General features: G+C 69.6%; 20 protein-coding genes and 1 riboswitch. Of the genes, 17 read left to right on the plus strand and 3 right to left on the minus strand.

What is annotated here, in order from left to right:
• Window positions 1–135: 135 nt before the first annotated feature.
• The gene (locus AC2IPW_RS24240; RefSeq protein ID WP_486375878.1) at window positions 136–1,437 is read right to left on the minus strand and encodes an MFS transporter; all 1,302 of its coding nucleotides are present in this window, start codon (window positions 1,435–1,437) and stop codon (window positions 136–138) included.
• 112 nt (window positions 1,438–1,549) lie between these two features.
• Window positions 1,550–3,217: a class I adenylate-forming enzyme family protein gene (locus tag AC2IPW_RS24245; protein WP_486375879.1), complete on the minus strand. Its 1,668-nt coding sequence runs from the start codon at window positions 3,215–3,217 to the stop codon at window positions 1,550–1,552.
• A 288-nt stretch (window positions 3,218–3,505) separates the two neighbouring features.
• Between AC2IPW_RS24245 and AC2IPW_RS24250 the strand changes: the two genes are divergently transcribed.
• A complete protein-coding gene (locus AC2IPW_RS24250; protein WP_486375880.1) occupies window positions 3,506–5,824 on the plus strand; it encodes an FHA domain-containing protein in 2,319 nt (772 codons plus the stop codon).
• 16 nt (window positions 5,825–5,840) lie between these two features.
• On the opposite strand, the gene AC2IPW_RS24255 is transcribed toward AC2IPW_RS24250, so the two are convergent.
• On the minus strand, window positions 5,841–6,419 hold the full coding sequence (locus AC2IPW_RS24255; RefSeq protein ID WP_450119725.1) for a hypothetical protein: 579 nt from the start codon (window positions 6,417–6,419) through the stop codon (window positions 5,841–5,843).
• Between the two features lie 145 nt (window positions 6,420–6,564).
• Here AC2IPW_RS24255 and AC2IPW_RS24260 point away from each other — a divergent pair, with 145 nt between their 5' ends.
• From AC2IPW_RS24260 to AC2IPW_RS24335, 16 genes are all read left to right on the plus strand, one after another.
• Window positions 6,565–7,548: a GlxA family transcriptional regulator gene (locus AC2IPW_RS24260; protein ID WP_450119726.1), complete on the plus strand. Its 984-nt coding sequence runs from the start codon at window positions 6,565–6,567 to the stop codon at window positions 7,546–7,548.
• A gap of 143 nt (window positions 7,549–7,691) precedes the next feature.
• Window positions 7,692–9,266, plus strand: a complete 1,575-nt coding sequence (locus AC2IPW_RS24265; RefSeq protein WP_450119727.1) for an FMN-binding glutamate synthase family protein — start codon at window positions 7,692–7,694, stop codon at window positions 9,264–9,266.
• A 102-nt stretch (window positions 9,267–9,368) separates the two neighbouring features.
• Window positions 9,369–9,530, plus strand: coding sequence for a hypothetical protein (locus AC2IPW_RS24270; protein ID WP_301914262.1), 162 nt, complete (start codon window positions 9,369–9,371; stop codon window positions 9,528–9,530).
• 10 nt (window positions 9,531–9,540) lie between these two features.
• Window positions 9,541–9,633, plus strand: coding sequence for an Ms4533A family Cys-rich leader peptide (locus AC2IPW_RS24275; RefSeq protein ID WP_312026504.1), 93 nt, complete (start codon window positions 9,541–9,543; stop codon window positions 9,631–9,633).
• A gap of 209 nt (window positions 9,634–9,842) precedes the next feature.
• On the plus strand, window positions 9,843–10,874 hold the full coding sequence (locus tag AC2IPW_RS24280) for a sulfate ABC transporter substrate-binding protein (RefSeq protein WP_301914263.1): 1,032 nt from the start codon (window positions 9,843–9,845) through the stop codon (window positions 10,872–10,874).
• Window positions 10,875–10,920: 46 nt separating this feature from the next.
• On the plus strand, window positions 10,921–11,763 hold the full coding sequence (cysT, locus tag AC2IPW_RS24285) for a sulfate ABC transporter permease subunit CysT (RefSeq protein ID WP_486377063.1): 843 nt from the start codon (window positions 10,921–10,923) through the stop codon (window positions 11,761–11,763).
• The gene (gene cysW, locus AC2IPW_RS24290; protein WP_140189042.1) at window positions 11,760–12,566 is read left to right on the plus strand and encodes a sulfate ABC transporter permease subunit CysW; all 807 of its coding nucleotides are present in this window, start codon (window positions 11,760–11,762) and stop codon (window positions 12,564–12,566) included. Before cysT ends, cysW begins: the two co-directional genes overlap by 4 nt.
• Entirely contained in the window at window positions 12,563–13,570 is a 1,008-nt protein-coding gene (locus AC2IPW_RS24295; protein WP_416062188.1) for a sulfate/molybdate ABC transporter ATP-binding protein, read from the plus strand. The genes cysW and AC2IPW_RS24295 overlap by 4 nt, the downstream gene beginning before the upstream one ends.
• 279 nt (window positions 13,571–13,849) lie before the next feature.
• Window positions 13,850–14,821 carry an amino acid ABC transporter permease gene (locus tag AC2IPW_RS24300; protein WP_486375881.1) on the plus strand — a complete coding sequence of 324 codons (972 nt, stop codon included), beginning with the start codon at window positions 13,850–13,852 and terminating at the stop codon, window positions 14,819–14,821.
• Window positions 14,818–15,600: an amino acid ABC transporter ATP-binding protein gene (locus AC2IPW_RS24305; protein WP_486375882.1), complete on the plus strand. Its 783-nt coding sequence runs from the start codon at window positions 14,818–14,820 to the stop codon at window positions 15,598–15,600. The genes AC2IPW_RS24300 and AC2IPW_RS24305 overlap by 4 nt, the downstream gene beginning before the upstream one ends.
• A gap of 17 nt (window positions 15,601–15,617) precedes the next feature.
• Window positions 15,618–16,592: an ABC transporter substrate-binding protein gene (locus tag AC2IPW_RS24310; RefSeq protein ID WP_119700192.1), complete on the plus strand. Its 975-nt coding sequence runs from the start codon at window positions 15,618–15,620 to the stop codon at window positions 16,590–16,592.
• Window positions 16,593–16,620: 28 nt separating this feature from the next.
• Entirely contained in the window at window positions 16,621–17,751 is a 1,131-nt protein-coding gene (locus AC2IPW_RS24315; protein ID WP_486375883.1) for an FAD-dependent oxidoreductase, read from the plus strand.
• Window positions 17,748–18,251 (plus strand): GNAT family N-acetyltransferase, encoded by a 504-nt coding sequence (locus AC2IPW_RS24320; protein ID WP_054371826.1) that lies wholly within the window; start codon window positions 17,748–17,750, stop codon window positions 18,249–18,251. The genes AC2IPW_RS24315 and AC2IPW_RS24320 overlap by 4 nt, the downstream gene beginning before the upstream one ends.
• A 368-nt stretch (window positions 18,252–18,619) precedes the next feature.
• A complete protein-coding gene (locus AC2IPW_RS24325; RefSeq protein WP_486375884.1) occupies window positions 18,620–19,864 on the plus strand; it encodes an LLM class flavin-dependent oxidoreductase in 1,245 nt (414 codons plus the stop codon).
• Window positions 19,861–21,219, plus strand: coding sequence for an NtaA/DmoA family FMN-dependent monooxygenase (locus tag AC2IPW_RS24330; protein WP_486375885.1), 1,359 nt, complete (start codon window positions 19,861–19,863; stop codon window positions 21,217–21,219). Before AC2IPW_RS24325 ends, AC2IPW_RS24330 begins: the two co-directional genes overlap by 4 nt.
• A gap of 12 nt (window positions 21,220–21,231) precedes the next feature.
• On the plus strand, window positions 21,232–22,653 hold the full coding sequence (locus tag AC2IPW_RS24335) for an MFS transporter (protein WP_486375886.1): 1,422 nt from the start codon (window positions 21,232–21,234) through the stop codon (window positions 22,651–22,653).
• Between the two features lie 45 nt (window positions 22,654–22,698).
• Window positions 22,699–22,793: riboswitch (SAM riboswitch) on the plus strand.
• The last annotated feature ends 70 nt before the right edge of the window (window positions 22,794–22,863 follow it).

Below are 22,863 nucleotides of genomic sequence, written 5' to 3' on the forward strand. Positions count from 1 at the left end.
CCTCGCCCACCCGGATGCGTCACCGCAGCCGGGTCGGCCCCGTCGCGGCAGGCCCAGCGTATCGACAGGGAGGCGGTCGCGGACGCGACTGCGCCCCACCGGCACGACGGCCGGTGGGGCGCAGTGGACGAGCCGTCAGGCGTGCTCGAGGCGGATGCCCTTGGTCTCCCTCATGAAGATGCAGGCAACTCCGGTCAGCACGCACAGCACCATGATGTACACGCTGAACGCCCACCCGATACCCCGGCCGATCAGCAGCTGGTTCAGGTACGGGGCGGTGCCGCCGAACACCGCGACCGAGAACGAGTACGCGAAGCCGATCGCCTGAGTCCGCAGCCGGGTGGGGAAGCTCTCCGACAGCGTCGCCGACAGCACCGACGCGGGAACGGACACCACGAGCAGCGCGACCGTCGTCGCGACGAGCAGGGTCCATCCGGCCGAGGAGATCATCATCGTCAGCGGCAGCTGCAGCACGAGCATCAGGCCGGCGAACGCGAACAGCATGGGACGGCGGCCGATCCGGTCCGACAGCATGCCCCAGAAGGGCAGGGAGATCAGCGCGATCGACTGGGCGATCACCGACATCCAGTAGGCCACGTCGGGATCCATGCCCTGCTGGGTGATGGCGTAGGTGGAGACGTACGACGTCCAGGTGTAGTGCGCGGCGGTGATGCCGGAGGTCATGCCGATCATGAGCAGGATCGCGCGGACGACGGTCTTGCGCGGAATACGCGGCTGGTCGTCCTGCTCCTGCTGGGCGTCGAACACGTCGCTCTCGTCCATGCTGCGGCGCAGGTACAGGGCCACCAGCGCCAGGCAGGCGCCGATGAGGAACGGGATGCGCCAACCCCATTCGGCGACAGCGCTTTCGGAGAGCGACGAGGTGACCACGCCGCCGATGCTGTAGGCGAGGACCGAGCCGCCGAAGATCGCGATGAAGGCGACGCTGCCCCACATGCCGCGACGATGCGGCGGGGCGATCTCGCCGACGTACGAGTAGGCGGTGGCCGATTCACCACCGTGGGCGAAGCCCTGCATGATACGCGCGGCGAGCAGGATCAGCGACGCCCAGGCACCGATGGACTCGTAGGTGGGCATGATGCCGATGACGAGGCTGCCCGCCGCCATCATGAGCATCGTGGTGACGAGGACGAACTTGCGGCCCCGCCGGTCGGCGATGCGGCCGAACACGATGCCACCGAGGGGACGCATGAGGAAGCCGACGGCGAAGACCGCGAGCGTCGACAGCAGCGCGGAGATCGGATCGGAGTTGTTGAACATCACCGCGGCGATGAACGGGGCGAAGACCGCGTAGGCGCTCCACTCGTACCACTCGAGTACGTTGCCGACCGCGCTGGCGAACAGCGATTTCTTCTTCGAGGCCAGGGTGGGCGCGGTGTCGACCGCATCCCGGGGGTTCCGGACGTCGGTGTTCACGTCGTGTCTCTTTTCGTTCGCGGGAGCAGTGGCCGAATGTCACATCGGGTCGATGTGACCGAACCCGTGTGACATTCGGTCGGTAGGAGGGGGTCGGGCCGGGGGCGGATCGTCAGGTGGTCGGGGTGGGGATCGTGCGGTCGCGCAGGTCGCTGCGCCGGATCTTGCCGGTCTGGGTCTTGGGGAGGTTCTCGACGATGTGGACCCGCCGTGGCCGCTTGTAGGCGGCGAGGCGGTCGCGGACGAAGTCCACGAGTTCGCCCTCGGTGGCGTGGGCGTCGCGTTCGAGCGACACGAACGCCACCACGGATTCGCCCTGGTAGTCGTCGGGCTGACCGACGACGGCGGCCTCGTGCACGGCGGGGTGCTCGTAGAGGGCGTCCTCGACCTCGCGGGGCCACACCTTGTAGCCGGAGACGTTGATCTGGTCCTTCAGGCGGTCCACCAGGTAGACCCAGCCGTGCCGATCGATGATCGCGCCGTCGCCGGTGCGCAGCCGTCCGCCGGGCAGGGTGGAGGCGGATGCCTCGGGCTTGCGCCAGTACCCCGAGATCACCTGCGGGCCGGCCAGTTCCAGCTCCCCCTGCGTGCCGGGTTCGACGACGGCACCGTCCGCGTCGACGACGCGCGCATCGATCAGGGGCAGCGGGACGCCGATCGCGAGGGTGCCGCTGGCGGGGTCCACGGGTGCCCGCCGTCCGGGGGGCACCGCGATGACGCCGGAGGAGGTCTCGGTCATGCCGTACGCGTTGTGGATGTACTTGCCGAACTTCGCTTCGAACTTCTCCACGGTCGCGGGCGGGATCGGTGCGCCGCCGGAGTAGAGGGTCTTGACCGACGCGAAGTGGCGGGCGTCGGCGCCGGGGGTTTCGTACAGGGCGTTGAACACCGTGATCGAGCCGATCGTGAACGTGACCTTGTGCTCGACGAGGGCCTCGAGCGCGACCTCGGCATTGAAGCGGTTGGCGAAGACCAGGGTGGTTCGGTGCACCAGCGCCAGCGTGGCGTTGATGACGGCGCCGGTGATGTGGAACAGGGGGGCGACGGCGAACACCACGTCGCCGTCGGTGAGGCCGACGAAGGAGCCGAAGGTGGTGGTCACGGCCAGCACATTGGCGTGGGAGTTCATCGCGCCCTTCGGCGGTCCGGTGGTTCCCGAGGTGTAGGCGAGCAACGCGACGTCGTCGCCGGTGATCTCGACGGGCGACGGCCGCCGGCCCCGGTACTGCTCGATCAGCTCGACGAGGTCGCCGTCGGGCGCGGCCACGGCACGGTCCGTCGTCGGGAAGACCCGCGCGTCGTCGCGGCTCTGGAAGTCCAGGTCGCTGGTGCTGACGATCCAGCGCACCGAGCTGTCGCGCACGGTGTCCGCGGTCTCCGCGACGGCGGTGTCGGCGCACACCATGCCGACGATCTCGGCGTCGTCGACGAGGCGGCGCAGCTCGGCTCTGCGGTACATGGGGTTGAGCACGAGCGCCGCGGCGCCGAGTTTCCACAACGCGAGCAGGGTCAGCGCGTACTGGGGGACGTTCTGCAGGTAGATGCCCACGCGGTCGCCGCGCTGCACCCCTCGGGCAGCGAAGGCGACGGCGAGAGCGTCGGAGAGCTCGTCGGTCTCGCGGGCGGTCAGCACACCGTCGAAGTAGGCGATGGCCTTGCCGTCGGGATCGGCGTCCACACGGGCGCGCCACGCGTCCACCAGGGAGACGAACGGCACCACCGGCTCGGGGGCGAGTCCGTTCGGGTAGAGCGCGGTCCAGGGGCGCATCTCGGACGTCACGACGCAGTTCCTTCCACTCGACTGCGGGGCCTTCCACCACCACGACCGATCGCTCGGTCGGTAAGCGGTCTGTCAGTAGTGTCCTGGGCCACACAACCGCATGTCAAATCGGACAGGCCACACCCGTCGCGGCCGCAGCCGCGCCCTGGCCTGGGCATTCCCGGAGTGGGAGAATCGGAGGTCGAACGACCACCGGCGCACGACGCGACGAGCGGTCGGAAATCGTCGGTGGGCGGTCGAGAACCGCACGTCGGTGCGAGCGGACACGGCTGACGGAAGGCCGAGACGATGGACGACGTGGACACCCGGCACGCGCAGGTCCTGCTCGAATGGGACGGCGGCCGCGCCGGCTACGACCCCGGAACGACGGTGCGCATCGGCCGGGACCGATCGATGGACGTCACGCTCGAGCACCCCGTGGTCTCCCGCGAACACGCGCTCCTGCAGTGGGAGGACGGCTGGTATCTCGTCGACTCCGGCAGCAAGAACGGGCTCTTCGTCGACGGCCGCCGGGTCGAGCGGATCCGCGTCACCGGAACTGTCGTCGCCCGGATCGGCGACCGCGCCGAGGGACCGGACGTCCGGATCTCCGTCGCCGAACCCGAGGCGACCCGTGAACGCAGAGGGGGCCTGCTCGACCAGCTGACCGCGGTCCGGGCCGGCGAGACCCGCGGCGCGCGACGCCGGCCCCGGCGCGCGCCCCGCACCGGCGACGTGTCGATCGGCCGGGCCGCCGACAATGCCATCGTCGTCGACGACGTCCTGGCCTCCCGCCATCACGCGGCCCTGCGCACCGGGCCGACCGGTCTCGAGATCGAGGACCTCGGCAGCGTCAACGGCACGTTCGTCGCCGGCACCCGGATCGACCACGCAGTCCTCGCCGAGGGCGACGTCGTGACGATCGGCAACACCGACCTCGTCGTCCACGACGGCACCCTCGTCCCGCGGGAGAAGACGGCGGCTGCCACCACCGACGGCCTGCGCGTGCGCGCCGTCGGGCTGACCATCGACGGGAGCCGGCGCCTGCTGCACGACGTCACCCTGGCCGCGCCGCCCGGCACGCTCACCGCCGTCATCGGCCCCTCCGGCGCCGGCAAGTCCACCGTGGCCAAGATCGTCTCCGGCACCGGCAGCCCCACCGATGGGGTCGTGGAGTTCGACGGCCACAGCGTGCACGCCGAATACCAGGCGCTGCGCTCCCGGATCGGCCTCGTTCCCCAGGACGACGTGCTTCACCGGCAGCTCACCGTCCGTGAGGCCCTCGGCTACGCCGCCGAACTACGGCTGCCACCGGACACCACCCGTGCCGACCGCGACGAGGTGATCGCCCGGGTACTCGGCGAACTCCAGCTCACCGAGCACGCCGGCACCCGGGTCGACCGCCTCTCGGGCGGGCAGCGCAAACGCGCGTCGGTCGCCCTCGAACTGCTCACCGGACCGTCGCTGCTGATCCTCGACGAACCCACCTCCGGCCTCGACCCGGCGCTCGACCGGCAGATCATGACCACGCTGCGCCGCCTCGCCGACTCCGGCCGGGTCGTCCTCGTCATCACCCACTCGCTGTCCTACCTCGAACTGTGTGATCAGGTGCTGCTGCTCGCGCCCGGGGGCAAGACCGCCTATGTCGGGCCGCCCGGCGAGGTGGGACCCGCGCTGGGCAGCTCCGACTGGGCGGAGATCTTCGCCCGCGTCGCCGCCGAACCCGATGCGGTGTACGCCGAGCACCTCGCCCGCAATGCGACCGTCGACCACCCACCCGCCGCCGCGCCCGGTCCGCTGGGCCGGCCCGCCCACACCTCCCGTCGCCGGCAGCTGAGCACCGTCGCGCGGCGGCAGATGCGGCTGATCCGCGCGGACCGCGGCTACCTGATCTTCCTGTCGTTGCTGCCGTTCATCCTCGGCGGGCTGTCGATCCTGGTGCCGGGTAGCGACGGATTCGGTCCGCCCAGCCCGGGCGCCGAACCCGGCGAACTGGCGTTCATCCTCATCCTGCTGATCCTCGGGGCCTGCTTCATGGGCTCCTCGCTCACCGTCCGGGACCTCGTCGGCGAACGGATGATCTACCACCGCGAACGCGCCGCCGGGCTCGCACCCTCGGCGTACCTGATCGCGAAGATCGTGGTGTTCTGCGCCGCCGCGATCGTGCAGTCGTTCGTGCTCGTCCTCGTCGTCCTGATCGGCAAGGGCAGCCCCGGCACCGGAAGCGTGATCCCTTCCGGCAGTGTCGAACTCGTCGTCGACATCGCCCTGACCACGTGTGCCTGCGTGGTGGTCGGCCTGGCCCTGTCGGCCGTCGCCCGGTCCGGCGAACAGGTGATGCCGCTGCTCGTCGTGACGGTCATGGTGCAGCTCGTGCTCAGCGGCGGCCTGATCCCCATCACCGGGCGTGCCGTGCTCGCCCAGCTGTCGTGGCTGTCGCCGTCACGGTGGGGCTACGCCGCGACCGCCTCGACCACCGACCTGCGTGCCAAGGACCCGACCGCCGAGGCCGACGTGCTGTGGCAGCACGCGACGTCGTGGTGGCTGCTCTCGGCCGGGATGCTGCTCCTCCTCGGGATCGTCTACGCGACGTTCACCTACACGCGGCTGCGGCTGCGCACCCGGTGAGCGCAGCGCCGCGGCGTCACACCAGGACCAGCGCGACGGCGACCGCGACATCGAGGACGGCACAGAACTCGGCGAAGGACCGGTCCACCGTGCTGCGCAAGCGATGGTGGACGAGATCCCACACGCCGTGCAGGAACCATCCCGCCGCGACGAGGTACCGGGCGAGATCCGGATCGACCGCTAGCGCCACCAGACCGAGCGCCCCGAACGCGGCCATGCCGGCCACCTGGACGAGGAACCGGCGATCGCGCAGCCGTCCGCGCACCGCACCCACGACGACCACGACCGCTGCCGCGGCGCCGATCAGCGCCGTCGACGGCACCACGTCCAGCGCCCGCAGCACGAACCACGCCGCGTAGGAGACCGGGAACACCACCCACACCGCACGCGGCCGGCCCAGCACGGCCGTCACGAGATACAGGAACGGCAGCAGCATCATCATCTCGGTGAGCACGTCGACGCTCGCCTCGGCGGGCGTGCCGAACAGCGCGAACGCCAGCGCCGCCACCGTCGGCCAGCGCTGCAGGAGCAGGGCCGGGCCGGCGGAGCGGCGCGGTGCGGGGTGGGCCGTGGTGACGATCGTCGTCGAATCCATGTCATCTCCCGGGAGCAGTGGTAAGCGGATCCCTCCACGATCGGCGGCCGGATCCGGCCGGACGAGGCCCGATCTCGGACAGGTCCGGAAATTTGGGATCCCTGTCCGCCGGACACACCGCGGTCGGGGGGTTACGGTCGACGGTGTGGACGAACGACTCGTGGTGGTCGTCGGCTACGACGGGGCGGAACTGCTCGACATCGCCTGCGTGACGACGACGTTCGCGGCGGCGAACCGGTTCGGTGCCGCCCCGCCGTACCGCGTCGCGCTGGCCACCCCCGGCGGGGCCGCGATCACCTGCGACACCGGACTGGTGCTGGCCGGGCAGCGACGGCTCGAACGACTCGTCGGAGCACTCGACACCCTCGTGGTCTCCGGCGGCTTCGGGCACGTCGACGTGGCCGACGACGCCCGGTTCGTCGGCCACGTGCGCCGCCTGGCGCGGGACAGCCGCCGGGTGGCGTCCGTGTGCACGGGCGCCTCCGTCCTCGCGGCCGCCGGCCTGCTCGACGGCCGCCGCGCCACCACCCACTGGGCGTTCGCCGCTCACCTCGCCGCGCGATACCCGCAGGTGCAGGTGGATCCGACACCCATCTTCGTGCGCGACGGCCACGTCGCGACCGCCGCCGGGGTGACCAGCGCCCTGGACCTCACCCTCGCGTTCGTCGAGGAGGACCACGGCCCCGACCTCGCCCGCCACGTCTCCCGCGCCCTCGTCACCTACCTGCAGCGACCGGGAAACCAGGCCCAGATGAGCCTGTTCACCACGGTGCCCGAACCGGAGGACCGCGGCATGCGGCGCCTCGTCGACCACATCACAACCCACCTCGGCAGCGATCTGTCGGCCGCGGCGCTCGCCGCACGGGCCGGGATGAGCGAGCGGCATCTCACCCGGGTGTTCCTGCATCACGTGCACGACACCCCGGCCCGCTACGTCCGCCGGGTCCGGCTCGAGGCCGCCGCGGTCCTGCTCACCACCACGTCGCTGCCTGTCACGGCGATCGCGGCCCGCTGCGGGTTCGGCACCACCGAGACGCTGCGGCAGGCGTTCACCCGGCGCTACGGGGCGTCACCGGCGGCGTTCCGCGCCGGTCACTCCCGCACTGCCGCCCGGCACACCGTCGGCTGAACGGGTCCCGGGACAGGTATTCAGGTCTGTGCGTCCGATCCGAGGATGCCCTGATGCACCTCCGCCGGGCACTCGTCGCTGCGCCCACGAAGCCGGGCTCGCGAAGGTCGGCGGGCCTGGCGGCAGCGTCGTACGGTGGCCTCATGAAGTGGTCGAAAGCCCTCGGACTCCCCGCCGCGGCGATGGCCGCGGTCGCCTCGTACGACCTGCTGCAGCGACGCCACGCGCTGCTGCGCAACTTCCCCGTCGTCGGGCACGGCCGCTACCTGCTCGAAGCGGTCGGTCCCGAGTTACGGCAGTACATCACCACCGGAAACGACGAGGAGCGTCCCTTCACGCGCGATCAGCGCCGCTGGGTGTACACGTCGTCGAAGCTCGTGAACAACACCTTCGGTTTCGGCACCGACAACGACGTCGAATACACCGACGGGTACACGATCATCAAACACCGCACGTTCTCCGAGACCCCGCCGTCGGCGGCGCCGCACGCCGGGGAGGAGCTGCAGATCCCGTCGGCGAAGATCCTTGGCGGCGCCCGCGGACGAGCGAAGGCGTTCCGGCCGCAGTCGATCGTCAACGTCTCGGCCATGAGCTTCGGCTCGCTGAGCGGGGCCGCCGTCACGGCCCTCAACCGCGGCGCCGCCGCCAGCGGGTGCCTGCACAACACCGGCGAGGGCGGCCTGTCGCGCTACCACCGCAACGGGGCAGACCTGATCTTCCAGATCGGCACCGCGTACTTCGGTTGCCGCGACGCGGAGGGCCGGTTCGACCTGGCCCGGCTGAAGGCCGTCGTCGAGTCGGCGCCGGTGCGGGCGATCGAGATCAAACTGAGCCAGGGCGCCAAGCCGGGCCTCGGCGGCCTGCTGCCCGGGGCGAAGGTGACGCCCGAGATCGCCGAGATCCGCGGCATCCCGGAGGGCCGCGACTGTGTCAGCCCGTCGCGGCACACCACGTTCCACGACGTCGACAGCATGCTTGACTGGATCGAGCTGCTCGCCCACGAGACCGGGCTGCCGGTCGGCATCAAGTCGGCGGTCGGCGACATGGTGTTCTGGCAGCACCTCGTCGACGCGATGTGCAACTCCGACCGTGGCGTCGACTTCGTGACGATCGACGGCGGCGAGGGCGGCACGGGTGCGGCGCCGCTCGTGTTCACCGACGCTGTCTCGCTGCCCTTCCGCAGCGGCTTCGCCCGGGTCTACAAGCTGTTCGCGGAGGCCGGTCTCAGCGACGACGTGACGTTCATCGGCGCCGGCAAGCTCGGACTGCCCGACAACGCGGTGGTGGCGATGGCCCTCGGCTGCGACATGGTCAACATCGCGCGGGAGCCGATGCTCGCGATCGGCTGCATCCAGGCCCAGAAGTGCCACACCGACCGGTGCCCGACGGGCGTCGCCACCCAGAACCCGTGGCTGGAGCGGGGACTCGACGTCGAGCTGAAGTCGGTGCGCGCCGCCAACTACATCCGGGCGCTGCGCCGGGACATGTTCAAGCTGGCCGAGGCCTGCGGCGTCGCGCATCCCGGTCTCATCACCCCGACCGACATCGAGGTGGCGGACGGCAACCGTCGCGCGATCACCCTCGCGGAGATGTACGGCTACCAGCCCGGCTGGGGTCTGCCCGGCGGGTCGGACCGGGAGGAGATCACGCGGCTGATGCTCGGGGTCGCCGCGGCCGAGGGCGGCGACGGCTCCCCGGGCGCGCGGACGACGCCCTGACACCGGCACTGTCCAGATTCCGGACAGTTCGGGACGCCGACCCCACGTCACGCTGGAGCACGACCACTCGCGACACCACGGAACCCGCCGGGGAGGAAGATCGTGATCGACAGGATGTACGCCACGGTGCTCACCGTCGGCGGAGTCGTGTTCGCCGGCTGCCTACTCCTCGGCGAGGCCGTGGACGCGATGGGCGGCGCGGGCGTCATCGGACTGCGCGCGCTTCCGGACGAGACCGTCGAACAGGCCGAGCGCCTCTGCTAGAGTCTGCCGCGTGTCCGCTACCGCCGTGCCTCGCGTCCGCCATGAACTGGCGCTGATCGCTGTCGGCGTGCGCGCGGTCGCCGACGTCGACTGTCGTCGCTGACTCCCGTCACCAACCCTTGCGGCATCGTTGCCGCCCCCGGTTGCCGAGGAGTCGCGTCGCCCCGTCCGGCGTGACATTCGTCGGTCCGACTCGTTCGGGTCCACGTCTCCACCACATTCGTCCGTCCTGCGGAGCGTCTCCTCGAACCGGTGTGTCCGGCCCTCCCCCGGTCTCGCACAGAGACACTCCTGCAGGAAAGGCATCACCTCATGAAGAGACGTTCGGGTCTGTTCGTCACCGCCCTCGCCGCCCTCGGCGCGACCGTGCTGACCGCGTGCTCCGGCGGATCCAGCGACACCGTGGGCGGAGGTGAGAGCAGCGGCGACGGCTCCGGCGGCACGATCAACCTGTACGCGTACGCCGTGCCGAAGCCCGGATTCGACAAGCTGATCCCCGCCTTCCAGGCCACCGAGGAGGGTGCGGGCGTCGAGTTCCAGCAGTCCTACGGCGCCTCCGGCGATCAGTCCCGGAAGGTCAAGGACGGCGCAGAGGCGGACTTCGTCAACTTCTCCGTCGAGCCGGACATCACCCGTCTCGTCGACGCCGGGCTCGTCGAGGCCGATTGGAACTCCGTTCCGTACAACGGAATTCCCTTCGGGTCGGTGGTGACGATCGTGGTGCGCGAGGGCAACCCCAAAAACATCACCGACTGGGACGACCTGCTCCAGCCCGGCCTCGAGGTCGTCACGCCCAACCCGTTCAGTTCCGGCTCGGCCAAGTGGAACCTGCTCGCCCCCTACGCGGCGAAGAGCGACGGCGGCGCGAACCCGCAGGCGGGTCTGGACTACGTCACCACACTCGTGAACGAGCACGTCAAGATCCAGCCCAAGTCCGGTCGCGAGGCCACCGAGGCGTTCCTACAGGGCTCCGGCGACGTGCTGCTCAGCTACGAGAACGAGGCGCTGTTCATCGAGCGCAACGGCGACCCGGTCGAGCACGTCACCCCGCCCATCACCTTCAAGATCGAGAATCCGGCTGCAGTGCTCACGAATTCGAAGAACGCCGAGAAGGCACGGGCGTTCGCGGACTTCCTCTACACCCCGCAGGCGCAGCGCCTGTGGGCGGAGGCGGGCTTCCGGCCCGTCGACCCTGCGGTGGCGGAGGAGTTCGCGGCCGACTTCCCGCAGCCGGCGAAGCTGTGGACGATCGCGGACCTGGGCGGCTGGAAGGCTGTCGACGAGCAGCTGTTCAAGGCCGAGACCGGCTCGATCGCCGTGATCTACGACAACGCCACGAAGTAGAGCCCGGACAGTGAGTATCACCGACAGCGCCACCGGGGTGGGACCGATGCCGGCTCCCGCCCCGGCGCCGCGCCGCCGCACTCCGCTGCGCGCAGCCACCGGCACGGTCGGACCGCTCGGCATCGGAGTGTCCGTGCTGTGGCTGTCCGTCATCGTTCTGTTGCCGCTCGCGGCGCTGACCGCCGACGCGTTCGCCGACGGCCCGAGTGGCTTCTGGAACGCCGTCACCGCCCCGGCCGCGCTGGCGACGCTGCGGATCACCGTGGTCGTCTCCGCGATCGTCGCGGTCGTCAACGTGGTCATGGGCACCCTCATCGCGTGGGTACTGGTGCGCGACGAGTTCCCGGGCAAGAAGTTCGTCAATGCCCTGATCGACCTGCCCTTCGCGCTGCCCACCATCGTGGCGAGCATCGTGCTGCTGGCGCTGTACGGGCCGGAGAGCCCGATCGGTATCCATCTCAACGCCTCCCAGCCGGGGCTCGTCGTCGCGCTGGCATTCGTGACGCTGCCGTTCGTGGTGCGTTCGGTGCAGCCGGTGCTCCTCGAAGCGGACCGAGAGGTGGAAGAGGCCGCGGCGTCCCTCGGCGCGAACAACCTGACCGTCTTCCGGTCCGTGGTACTGCCCGTGCTGACCCCGGCTGTCGTCAGCGGTGCCGGGCTCGCGTTCGCCCGCGCCCTCGGCGAATACGGATCGATCGTGCTCATCGGCGGCAACATCCCGTACGAGACCCAGGTGGCGTCGCAGTACATCCAGCAGCAGATCGAGATCGACCGCCCGGTGAACGCTGCCGCGGTGTCCGTGGCACTGCTGCTCATCGCCTTCGTCGTGCTGTTCGTGCTGCGCCTGGCAGCCGGACGCAGCCTGCGCCGGGAGGAGGAGGACCGATGAAGGTCTCCCCGTGGACGCGAATCTCGCTGCGGACGATCGCACTCGGCTACCTGTTGGTCCTGTTGATCGTTCCGATCGGGGTGATCCTCTACCGCACATTCGAGAACGGCGTGGGTGCGTTCCTCCAGTCGATCAGCACGCCCGCGGCGATCTCGGCGTTGAACCTGTCGCTGCTGATCGTCGCCATCGTGGTGCCCGTCAACGTCGTGTTCGGTGTCGTCGTCGCACTTGCACTCGTACGCGGCCGATTCCGCGGTCGCGGGCTGCTGCAAGCCGTGGTGGACCTGCCGTTCGCCGTCTCACCGATTGTCGTCGGTGTCGCCCTGATCATGCTGTGGGGTGCCGGCGGGTGGTTCGGAGGTGTCGAATCCCTCGGATTCAAGGTGATATTCGGGCTACCCGGCATGGTGATCGCGACGATCTTCGTCACCTTGCCGTTCGTCGTGCGCGAGGTCGAACCGGTGCTCCACGAGATCGGCCAGGAACAGGAGCAGGCCGCTGCGACACTCGGCGCGAACGGCTGGCAGACGTTCCGGCGCATCACCCTGCCCTCGATCCGGTGGGGCCTGACGTACGGCGTGGTCCTCACTGTCGCCCGCGCGCTCGGCGAGTTCGGGGCCGTCATCATGGTCTCGTCCGGCTTCCCCGGCGTGTCCCAGACCCTGACGTTGCTGGTGCACTCCCGCTACATCGACGACCACAACACCTTCGGCGCCTACTGCGCCGCGACCCTGCTCATGGCCATCGCCGTGATCGTGCTGCTGCTGATGACCCTGCTCGACCGCAAGAGGAGTACCAGATGATCACCGTCACGGGCGCACGAAAGAACTACGGCGACTTCGCGGCCCTCGACGACGTCGACATCGAGATCCCGTCCGGATCGCTCACCGCGCTGCTCGGACCCTCCGGCTCGGGTAAGTCGACGCTGCTGCGGTCCATCGCCGGACTGGAAACCCTCGATGACGGCATCGTGCGCATCGGCGGCGACGACGTGACCGGCGTGACCCCGCAGAAGCGGGACATCGGTTTCGTCTTCCAGCACTACGCGGCGTTCAAGCACATGACCGTCCGCGAGAACGTCGCGTTCGGATTGAAGATCCGTAAGCGGCCCAAGACCGAAATCAGCCGTCGCGTCGACGAACTGCTCGGCATCGTCGGGCTCGACGGGTTCCAGCAACGCTATCCGGCACAGCTGTCCGGCGGCCAGCGCCAGCGCATGGCCCTGGCCCGCGCCCTCGCCGTCGATCCCAAGGTGCTGCTGCTCGACGAACCGTTCGGCGCGCTCGACGCCAAGGTGCGCGCCGACCTGCGCACGTGGCTGCGGCGCTTGCACGACGAGGTGCACGTGACCACCGTGCTGGTCACCCATGATCAGGAGGAAGCGCTCGACGTCGCCGACCGAATCGCCGTGATGAACCGGGGCCGCATCGAGCAGGTCGGAACCCCGCAGGACCTGTACGACCGGCCCGCGAACGATTTCGTGATGTCGTTCCTGGGCAATGTCTCCAAGCTGAACGGAAAGCTGGTGCGGCCGCACGACATCCGTCTCGGCCGCGAATTCGATTCGGCCCGGGACGCGGACGCCACCGGGTCCGTGGGTGTCACCCGCGCGACGGTGGAGCGGGTCGTGCACCTCGGGTTCGAGGTCCGCGTCGAGCTGCGCAACTCCGCGACCGGTGAGGACTTCACCGCGCAGGTCACCCGCGGTGACGCACGCGCTCTCGGTCTCGCACCCGGCGAGACCGTCTATGCACGCGCGACCGAGGAACCGGCGCTGCCTGAGACGACGCGGGTGCCGATCGGCTAGCCCCACGCCCGCGCACCGCTGCTGCACACGACCGAATGTCACACGGGTTCGAGTAGATCGAACCCGTGTGACATTCGGCCATTCAGAGGTGCAGTATCCCCGCGGACTTCTCGGGTCCGGAGCCGGGTTCGAATCAACCGGATCGGAATCCGTGACGAGCAGGACCCCGCCGGGCGAGAGTGGTGTCCACGCGCCCCGCCCTCCCGGTGTGCACGCCGATCACTCACCCGAGATCCGTGAAAGGTACTACCCGATGAACGCTTTCCCCGGTGGGTCGGCGTGAGCGCGCCGACCGGGATCCGTCCTGCGCCGGCGAGCACCGCGGAGCCCGACGACGCAGGGTTGATCGTCGCCCCCGCCCGCCACCCGCTGCGCTGGCTGGTCGCCGCCCTCGCCCTCGTCCTGGTGGCGCAGTTCGTGCACGGCCTGGCTACCAACCCGGGCTGGGACTGGGCGACGTTCGCTCGGTACTTCACCGCACAGTCCGTGCTCTCGGCCCTGGTGGTGACCATCGAACTCACCGTGTGGGGAACGGTTCTCGGATTCGGGCTCGGCGTGCTGCTCGCCGTCGGCAGGCTGTCGAGGAATCCCGTCCTGCAGGTGATCTCCTGGGTGTACATCTGGGCATTCCGATCCATCCCGCTCATCGTGCAACTGCTGTTCTGGTTCAATATCGCGTACCTGTACCGAACGCTGTCGCTGGGTGTCCCGTTCGGACCGTCGTTCTTCGAGTTCGAGGTCACCGGCGTGATCTCCGGCTTCACCGCCGCGGTGATCGGCCTGGCCCTGCATCAGGCCGCCTACTCGGCGGAGATCATCCGCGCCGGCGTCATCTCCGTGGACCACGGCCAGATCGAAGCGTCGCAGACCCTGGGCATCCCTCGTCGCCGGCAGTTCTTCAAGATTATTCTGCCGCAGGCCATGCGATCGATTCTGCCCAACGCCGCCAACGAGGTCATCAGCCTGTTCAAGGGCACCTCGATCGTCTCCACGATGGCGATCGCCGAGCTGTTCTACCAGGTGCAGGTCGTCTTCGGCCGCAACGGCCGGGTCGTGCCGCTGCTCATGGTGGCCACCGTCTGGTACATCGTGCTCACCACCGCATTGTCGATCGTCCAGTACTACGTGGAGCGGCACTACGCGCGCGGCTCGTCCCGCGCCCTCCCGCTCACCCCCTGGCAGAAGACCGTCGGCAAGTTCCGCGAGATCCGTGACTCGGGTATCGCCGCACCCCGCGGAGCCACCCGATGACCACGCCGGTCGACCCCACCACGTATGCCGTCGACGTCCGGGGCGTGCACAAGTCGTTCGGATCCCTCGAGGTCCTGAGGGGTGTGGACCTGAAAGTCCGCAAGGGCGAGGTCACGGTGATCCTCGGCCCCTCCGGCTCCGGCAAGTCCACCCTGCTGCGCACACTCAACCACCTCGAGAAGGTCGACCGCGGCACGGTCCGTATCGACGGCGAACTCGTCGGCTACCGCCGCCGGAGCAACAAGCTGCACGAGTTGCGAGAGAAGGACATCCTCCGTCAACGGTCGCGTATCGGATTCGTGTTCCAGAACTTCAACCTCTTCCCGCACCTGACCGTGCTCGAGAACGTGGTCGAGGCGCCGATCTCCGCGCAGCGTCGCGACCGCACCGAGGTCGAGACGCTCGCCCGGGAACTGCTCGACCGGGTCGGTGTCGGCGACAAGATCCACGACTACCCCAAACAGCTGTCCGGTGGGCAGCAGCAGCGCGTCGCCATCGCCCGCGCACTCGCGCTGCGCCCGGCCGTGATCCTGTTCGACGAGCCGACCTCCGCGCTCGACCCCGAACTGGTCGGCGAGGTGCTCGAGGTGATCCGCGACCTGGCCCGCGACGGCGCGACCCTCGTGATCGTCACCCACGAGATCGGCTTCGCGCGTGAGGTTGCCGACACCGTCGTGTTCATGGACGGCGGCGTCGTCGTCGAACAGGGGCCGCCCGCGCAGGTTCTCGACCGACCCACCCAGGAACGCACCCGCGCCTTCCTGTCCAAAGTCCTCTGAAGTCCTCCCGAAAGGCAATGATGTCCGCGTTCACCCGACGCACGAGGCTGGTCGCCTCGGCCCTGACCGCCGTCGCCCTGCTGTCGGTCGCCGCCTGCAGCTCCGGCAGCGGCACCGACGAGCCCGACGCGGCCACCTCTTCCGGCTACAACCTCACCGCCGACCAGAACCGCATCACCACCGACTCCGTACCCGAAATCGCCGCCAAGGTCCCGCAGCCCATCCGCGACCGCGGCACCCTCATCGTCACAGGGTCCGCCGGCACCGCACCCCCGCTGCGGTTCTATGCCGACGACGACAAGACCATCATCGGGTCCGAGACCGACTTCGCACATCTCCTCGGCGACGTTCTCGACCTCGACGTCGAGCTCACCGCCGCGGACTGGGCACAGAACTTCGTGCGCGTCGACTCCGGTGAAGCGGACGTGTTCATCTCCAATGTCACCGTCACGGAGGAACGCAAGGAGAAGTACGACTTCTCCACCTACCGTCTCGACAACCTCGCCTTCGAGGTGAAGAAGGACAGCGGGATCGAGGTGAAGGATCCGAAGGATGTCGCGGGTCTGAAAGTCGGCGTGAGCTCCGGCACCAACCAGGAGGCGCTCCTCGTCGAGTGGAACGAGCAGAACGTCGCCGCGGGCCTCGAGCCCACCGAAATCCTCTACTTCCAGAACGCCACCGACTACTACCTCGCGCTCGGCTCCGGCCGCATCGACGCCTACTTCGGGCCCAATCCGTCCGCGTCGTTCCACGTCATCCAGGCCGGGGAGACCGAGATCGCCGGCACGTTCTCCGGCGCGGGTGCGGACCTGCAGGGCGAGATCGCGGTCCTGACCAAGAAGGACAACGGCCTGATCGAGGCGATCAACGCGGCACTCAACCACGTCATCGAGAACGGCACCTACCAGCAGGTGCTCGACCGATGGGGTATCGCGAACGAGGCTGTCGCGACCTCGGTGATCAATCCTCCGGGCCTGCCGAAGAAGCAGTAGCCGGACGACAGCCAGGGGAGGGACAGCAATGAGTCAGGTGGAGCTCCGGGCCGACATCGTGATCGTCGGGGGCGGCGTCATCGGGTCGGCGGCGGCGTGGCGCCTGGCCGCCCGCGGGAAGGTGGTGATCCTGCTCGAACAGTTCGAGCCGGGTCACCGTCGCGGCGCCTCGCACGGCAGTTCCCGCATCTACCGGCAAGCCTACGACGGCGAGTTCTACACGGCCCTCGCCGGCCGTGCCCTGCCGCTCTGGCGGCACCTGCAGGACACCACGGGCACGGAGGTACTGACCCTCACCGGCGCGGTCGACCACGGACTGCCCGCCGTCGTCGAGGCACGTGCCCGGTCGCTGGCCGCCCTCGGCGTCCGGCACGAGGTCCTCGAGCCGCGTGCCGCGGAACGTCGTTGGCCCGGAATACGGTTCGACACAACCGTCGTGCATCATCCCGAGGCGGGACGGCTGCACGCCGACCGCGCGGTCGCCGCGTTCCAGGATGCCGCGGCGCAGGCCGGGGCCGACGTGCGGCACGGGACCGTGGTCGAAAGCCTGCACAGTCACGGAAACGGCGTCGACGTGGTCACCCCGGACGCGGTGGTGCGCGCCCGGCATGTCGTCGTCGCGGCCGGCGCGTGGTCGCACCGGTTGCTCAACCAGGCTTCGGATCCGGCGCCCCTCCTCCCGACGATGCGCACCACGCAGGAGCAGCCCGCACACTTCGTTCCCGTCACGGGGCCCGACTGGCCGAGCTTCGTGCATCACCCTGGCGCGTTGCTCACGACAGCCGGCATCTACGGGCTGGGCGCCGAGGACGGCATCAAGATCGGCGAGCACGGCACCGGACCCGAAGTGACGCCCGAGACGAGAACCTTCCGGGTCGACCCCGCCGGCGTCGCGCGGCTCGCCGCCTACGCTGCCCGATGGCTGCCCGGCGTCGACCCGGGCAGCGCCGTGGCCGACACCTGCCTGTACACCAGCACACCCGACAGCAACTTCGTCGTGGACCGCATCGGCGCCGTCGTCGTGGCCGCGGGCTTCTCCGGGCACGGCTTCAAGTTCGCCCCCGCGATCGGCGAGCTGATCGCAGGTCTCGTCGAGGGCACGACCGTCGCACCGGAGCCGTTCCGGTTCGGCACCCGCGAGGCGGTGACCGCGCGATGACCACCGCCCGCCACATCCAGGTCTGCACCGTGCGGCAGGACGACCCGCTGGCCGCCCCGCTGCTCGCCGAACTCGCCGTCGAATACAGCACCCGCTACGAACGTCCGCTCGACGAGCAGATCCATACCCTCACCACCCACCCGGCCGACGAGTTCGCCGAACCCGACGGCACGTTGCTGGTGCTCGTCGAGGACGGCGAACCTGTCGCCGGTGGCGCGTTCCGGCGCTACGACGCGACCACCGCTGAGCTCAAGCGCATTTGGACGTCGAAAAAGCACCGGCGGCGCGGACTCGGCAGACTCGTGCTGGAGGAACTCGAGGCCGAGGCGGCCCGGAGGGGGTACGCCCGCATCTACCTGACCACCGGGTGGCGTCAACCCGAGGCAGTCGCGCTGTACCTGGCCGCGGGATACACCGCCCTGTTCGATCCCGGCCGACCGGCCGAGGAGATCGGGCCGCACCCCTTCGAGAAGATGCTGATCCGGTTGCGGACGGACTGAACCGCGCCGAGCGGCTCGAGGCAATGCACGAATCGGACGTCCACAGCCGTCGCGACGGGTGTGGACGTCCGATTCTCGTGTGGTTGGCTGCGGCGCGGTCTCCTCCGCCGCAAGTCTTTTCGTTCACGGTGAGTGCAACGGTTCAGGAACCGGGGCCGTGCGTCCTATCCTCGGCGGGAACCATCAAGAGCGACCGAGAAACCCTGATCGCCCGCCGGCTCGGTCCCCGGCCCGAAATCCTCCCATCAGGCCCGGCAGCATCGCGAGCCCGCGGTGCTGCCGGTGCGCCCCGCGGCCGGACACCCCGGTGGCCGGACACCCGTGTGACGCCACCGATCCCCGCCGCACACCGACCAGGAGTCTCGCCGATGACCTCGACAGCACCCGTCCACCTCGCCGTCGCTCTCGACGGCGCCGGCTGGCATCCCGCCGCCTGGCGTGAAGAGAATTCCCGTCCCGACGAATTGAGCTCGTCCGCGTACTGGACCGATCTCGTCACCACGGCAGAGCGTGGACTGCTGGACTTCGTCACGATCGAGGATTCCCTTGCCGTACCGTCGAACCCGTACACGAGTGAGGACCCCGACGCGGTGGACCGGGTACGAGTCCGGCTCGATGCGCACCTGATCGCCGCGCGGGTTGCACCGTCGACCCGGCACATCGGGCTGATCCCGACGATCACCACCACGCACACCGAACCGTTCCACGTGTCCAAGGCGCTGGCCACCCTCGACTACACATCGCACGGCCGCGCCGGCTGGCAGGTCAAGGTGTCCTCCTCCGCGCAGGAGGCCGCACACTTCGGCCGGCGCGACATCCCCGGACTCGACAAGCGCAACCGGCAGGCGCTCGCCGAGAATCGCCTGCCCAAGTTCGTCCACGACCTGTTCGACGAGGCCGCCGACGCCGTCGAGGTTGTTCGGCGGCTGTGGGACAGCTGGGAGGACGATGCGGAGCTCCGCGACGTGAGGACGCGACGGTTCATCGACCGCGACAAGCTGCACTACATCGACTTCGAAGGCCGGTTCTTCCACGTTCGGGGGCCGTCGATCACCCCCCGACCGCCGCAGGGACAGCCGGTGGTCGCACTGCTGGCCCACCGCGACCTTCCGTACGAACTGGCTTCGCGGCAGGCCGATCTGGTGTTCGTCACCCCGTCGGACACCCGCCGTGTGCGTGACCTCGTCGACGAGGTCACGGCGGCGGGCGTGCGGGTCGGGCGGGTCGGTGAACCGCTGCGGGTGTATGCGGACCTCGTGGTCTTCCTCGACACACCGCGCGAGAGCGGAGCCGAGCGGCTCCGGCGTCTCGACGCACTCGCGGGCAGCGCCTTCGACTCGGATGCACTCGTGTTCACCGGGTCGGCGGCCGAACTCGCCGACCGGATCGGTGAGTGGCGTCGACAGGGTATCGACGGCTTCCGGCTCCGACCCGGGGTGGCAGTCGACGACCTCGACGTCATCGTCGACGTGCTCGTCCCGATCCTGCAACAGCGCGAGTTGTTCCGCTCCGAATACCCCGGCACGTCCCTGCGCGGACTTCTGGATCTGCCGACCGACGTTCCCAACCGCTACGCCGTCACCACGGCCGGAACCGAAGGACACGACCGATGAGCACACGCAAGCAGGTCATCCTCGGGGCCTACCTCGGCGGTGTCAATCACCACACCGCATGGTGGGATCCCCGGGCAGGCAGCCAGATCGAGTTCTCGACCTTCGAGCACACCGCCCGTACCGCCGAGCGCGGCAAGTTCGACTTCTTCTTCCTCGCCGAGGGCCTCGTGCTGCGCGAGCGTGCGGGCCGGATCTTCGATCAGGACATCATCGGTCGGCCCGACACCTTCACGGTCCTCGCGTCGCTGGCCGCCGTCACGGACCACCTCGGCCTGGCCGCCACCATCAACGCGACCTTCAACGAGCCGTACGAGCTGGCTCGGCAGATCGCCTCTCTCGATCACCTCTCCGGCGGCCGGGCCGCGTGGAACGTGGTCACCTCCTTCGATGCCTTCACCGGGCGCAACTTCCGCCGCGGCGGCTTCCTGGATCGCTCCCAACGGTACGAGCGCGCGGACGAGAACCTGACGCTCATCCGTCATCTCTGGGATTCGTGGCGTAGCGACGACATCGTCGCCGACAAGGCCGGCGGCCGGTTCCTGCGTCGACCCGACGCCGGCACCTTCGCATACCACGGCAACCACTTCGACGTGCACGGCAGGTTCACGGTTCCGCGCAGCCCCCAAGGACGCCCGGTGATCCTCCAGGCCGGGGTGTCCCCGCAGGGCCGGGACTTCGCTGCCGCGAACGCCGATGCCATCTTCTCCCCGTACGGGAAACTGCCCGAGGCCACGGATTTCTACCGAGATGTCAAGGCCCGGGCGATCGCTGCCGGCCGCTCCGCCGACGACATCAAGATCCTGCCGTCGGCGAGCTTCGTGATCGGGGACACCGAGGCCGAGGCCGTCGAGAAGTACCACGAGATCCGTAACCAGCAGGTCACCGGGCAGACCGCCCTGATCCTGCTCGAGCACATCTGGAATCGGGATCTGTCCGAATACGATCCGGAGGGCCCGCTGCCGGACATCGATCCCGACCCCGACGCCGAGTCGATCATCCAGGGACGGGCCTTCGTCCACCAGGACCGGTTCGAGACCGTCGCACGGCTCCGCGCGATCGCGGAGGAGAAGAAGCTGACCCTGCGAGAGGTCGTGATCGACCAGTTCGAGCGCGGACCCCTCGTCGGTACCGCGGCACGGATCGCCGAGCAGATCGACGCCTTCGTGCAGAACGACGGCTCGGACGGGTTCATCCTCGGATCCCACCTCGTGCCCTGGGGACTCGACGACTTCGTCGACGAGGTGGTGCCCCTGCTGCAGGACCGTGGTGTCCTCCGCGCCGAGTACACCGGAACCACGCTGCGGCACAACCTCGGGCTGCGGGTACCGGCCGATCCGGTGGCGGTCGGCGGTTAGCCCCCCTCCCGCGTGACACTCACCGATCGGGCGCAGACGCCCCGGCAGACGACGTCGGTGGTGCCGGTCTGTGCGGCCGCCGGCTTCACCACCCTGCTCGATTCGTCGGTGCTGAACATCGGCCTCCCCGCCCTGCGGACCGGTCTCGACGCGGGCGTTTCACAGGTGCAGTGGATCCTGGCCGCATACTCGCTCAGCTTCGGTCTTGCGCTGGTCCCGGCAGGCCGGCTCGGCGATGTGGCCGGCCGGCGGCGGCTGTTCCTCGCGGGCATGACCCTCTTCGCGGTCATGGGAGTGTGCGGAGCTGTCGCGTCCGACCCCTGGACGGTCGTCGCCGCACGGGCCGGTCAGGGGGCCGGGGCCGGCCTGATCAGCGCGCAGGTGCTCGGGATCCTGGCCGAGAACTACACCGGCCCGGCGCGCGCTCGGGCACTGGCCGCCTACAGCACCGCCGGGGGCCTCGCCGGGCTGTGCGGTCCGCTCGTCGGGGGGCTGGTGCTCGGCGCTGCGCCCGGGGAGTACGGGTGGCGCGTTCTGCTGATTCTCAACGTGCCGTGCGCACTCGTCACACTCGTGCTGGCTGCACGCCGCCTGCCCCCGGATCGGGGACGACCGTCGGCCCGCAGCGGGGTCGATGCCGGGGGCCTCGCACTCCTCGCGGCGGCCACGACGCTGGTCATGCTGCCCGTGGTCTCCGATCCGGGTCCGGTGGGTGCGGTGTTCGTCGTCGGGGGAGCGGCGGTCTCACTCGCCACCTTCCTGTGGTGGGAACGCCGTGTCGCCGCGCGCGGCGGCAAGCCCGTGCTGCTTCCCGAACTGACCGGATCCGGCGGATACGTCCTCGGCACCTTGGTCGCACTGTTCTGGTTCGGTGCGGTGCTGTCCCTGAACACCGTCGTGAGCCTGTATCTCATCGAGGGGCGCGGCTATGCCGCTGTCCAGGCGGCCGCCGTGCTGTCCGCCGCTGCCGCCGCGATGGCCGTCGCCTCTGCCGTGGGGTGGCGGGTCGTCGCGCGATACGGCCGGGTGACGGTCGTCGTGGTGGTGGCAGCCGAGATCGCCGTCGTCGGTGGCTACGCCGCCGCTGTGCAGCACGAGGCCACGATGCCGGTGTTCGTGGCGCTGGCCGCTCTGTCGGGCCTCTCGGGTGGATTCGTGGATGCACCCAACCGGGCGCTGACGCTCGAGTCGTCACCGGAGGGCGGTCACGGTGTCGCGGCCGGGTTCCTGCAACTGTCACAGCGGTTGTCCGCGACGGTCGCCCTCGCCGCGGTGTCCGGCCTGTATCTGTCGGCGCTGGCGACGGACGGGGACGACTTCGCCGGTGCCGCGTCGGCCGGCCTCGCGGTGTGCGCCGCCATGCTCTCGGTGTCGCTGCTCTGTGCGCTCGCCGACCGGCGCCGTCGTGCCGGCGTCGGGTTTCGATCACTGTGAGCGAAAGGGTTCTCCGAACTCGTTCGCAACGCGTACGGTCACCGGGAACCATCCAGAGCGACCGAGAGACCCGGCTCGAGGACGTCGCAGCAACCCCCTGCCACCGCAGGTGAGGGTGCTACCGCCGGGAACGATGGAGGAGAAGGTATGGCAGGCGAGGGGTTCGTGGGTGCGTGGGCGCGCCTGCACGTCGACCTGTGCCGTCAGTGC

It is taken from the genome of Rhodococcus sp. NS-SX18, assembly GCF_057367935.1.

Bases quoted from the DNA above. Each gene is read 5' to 3' on its own strand.
- AC2IPW_RS24250 (WP_486375880.1), top strand. From the start codon at position 3,506: ATGGACGACGTGGACACCCGGCACGCGCAGGTCCTGCTCGAATGGGAC.
- AC2IPW_RS24255 (WP_450119725.1), bottom strand. From the start codon at position 6,419: ATGGATTCGACGACGATCGTCACCACGGCCCACCCCGCACCGCGCCGC.
- AC2IPW_RS24265 (WP_450119727.1), top strand. From the start codon at position 7,692: ATGAAGTGGTCGAAAGCCCTCGGACTCCCCGCCGCGGCGATGGCCGCG.
- AC2IPW_RS24280 (WP_301914263.1), top strand. From the start codon at position 9,843: ATGAAGAGACGTTCGGGTCTGTTCGTCACCGCCCTCGCCGCCCTCGGC.
- cysT (WP_486377063.1), top strand. From the start codon at position 10,921: ATGCCGGCTCCCGCCCCGGCGCCGCGCCGCCGCACTCCGCTGCGCGCA.
- cysW (WP_140189042.1), top strand. From the start codon at position 11,760: ATGAAGGTCTCCCCGTGGACGCGAATCTCGCTGCGGACGATCGCACTC.
- AC2IPW_RS24295 (WP_416062188.1), top strand. From the start codon at position 12,563: ATGATCACCGTCACGGGCGCACGAAAGAACTACGGCGACTTCGCGGCC.
- AC2IPW_RS24305 (WP_486375882.1), top strand. From the start codon at position 14,818: ATGACCACGCCGGTCGACCCCACCACGTATGCCGTCGACGTCCGGGGC.
- AC2IPW_RS24310 (WP_119700192.1), top strand. From the start codon at position 15,618: ATGATGTCCGCGTTCACCCGACGCACGAGGCTGGTCGCCTCGGCCCTG.
- AC2IPW_RS24315 (WP_486375883.1), top strand. From the start codon at position 16,621: ATGAGTCAGGTGGAGCTCCGGGCCGACATCGTGATCGTCGGGGGCGGC.
- AC2IPW_RS24320 (WP_054371826.1), top strand. From the start codon at position 17,748: ATGACCACCGCCCGCCACATCCAGGTCTGCACCGTGCGGCAGGACGAC.
- AC2IPW_RS24325 (WP_486375884.1), top strand. From the start codon at position 18,620: ATGACCTCGACAGCACCCGTCCACCTCGCCGTCGCTCTCGACGGCGCC.
- AC2IPW_RS24330 (WP_486375885.1), top strand. From the start codon at position 19,861: ATGAGCACACGCAAGCAGGTCATCCTCGGGGCCTACCTCGGCGGTGTC.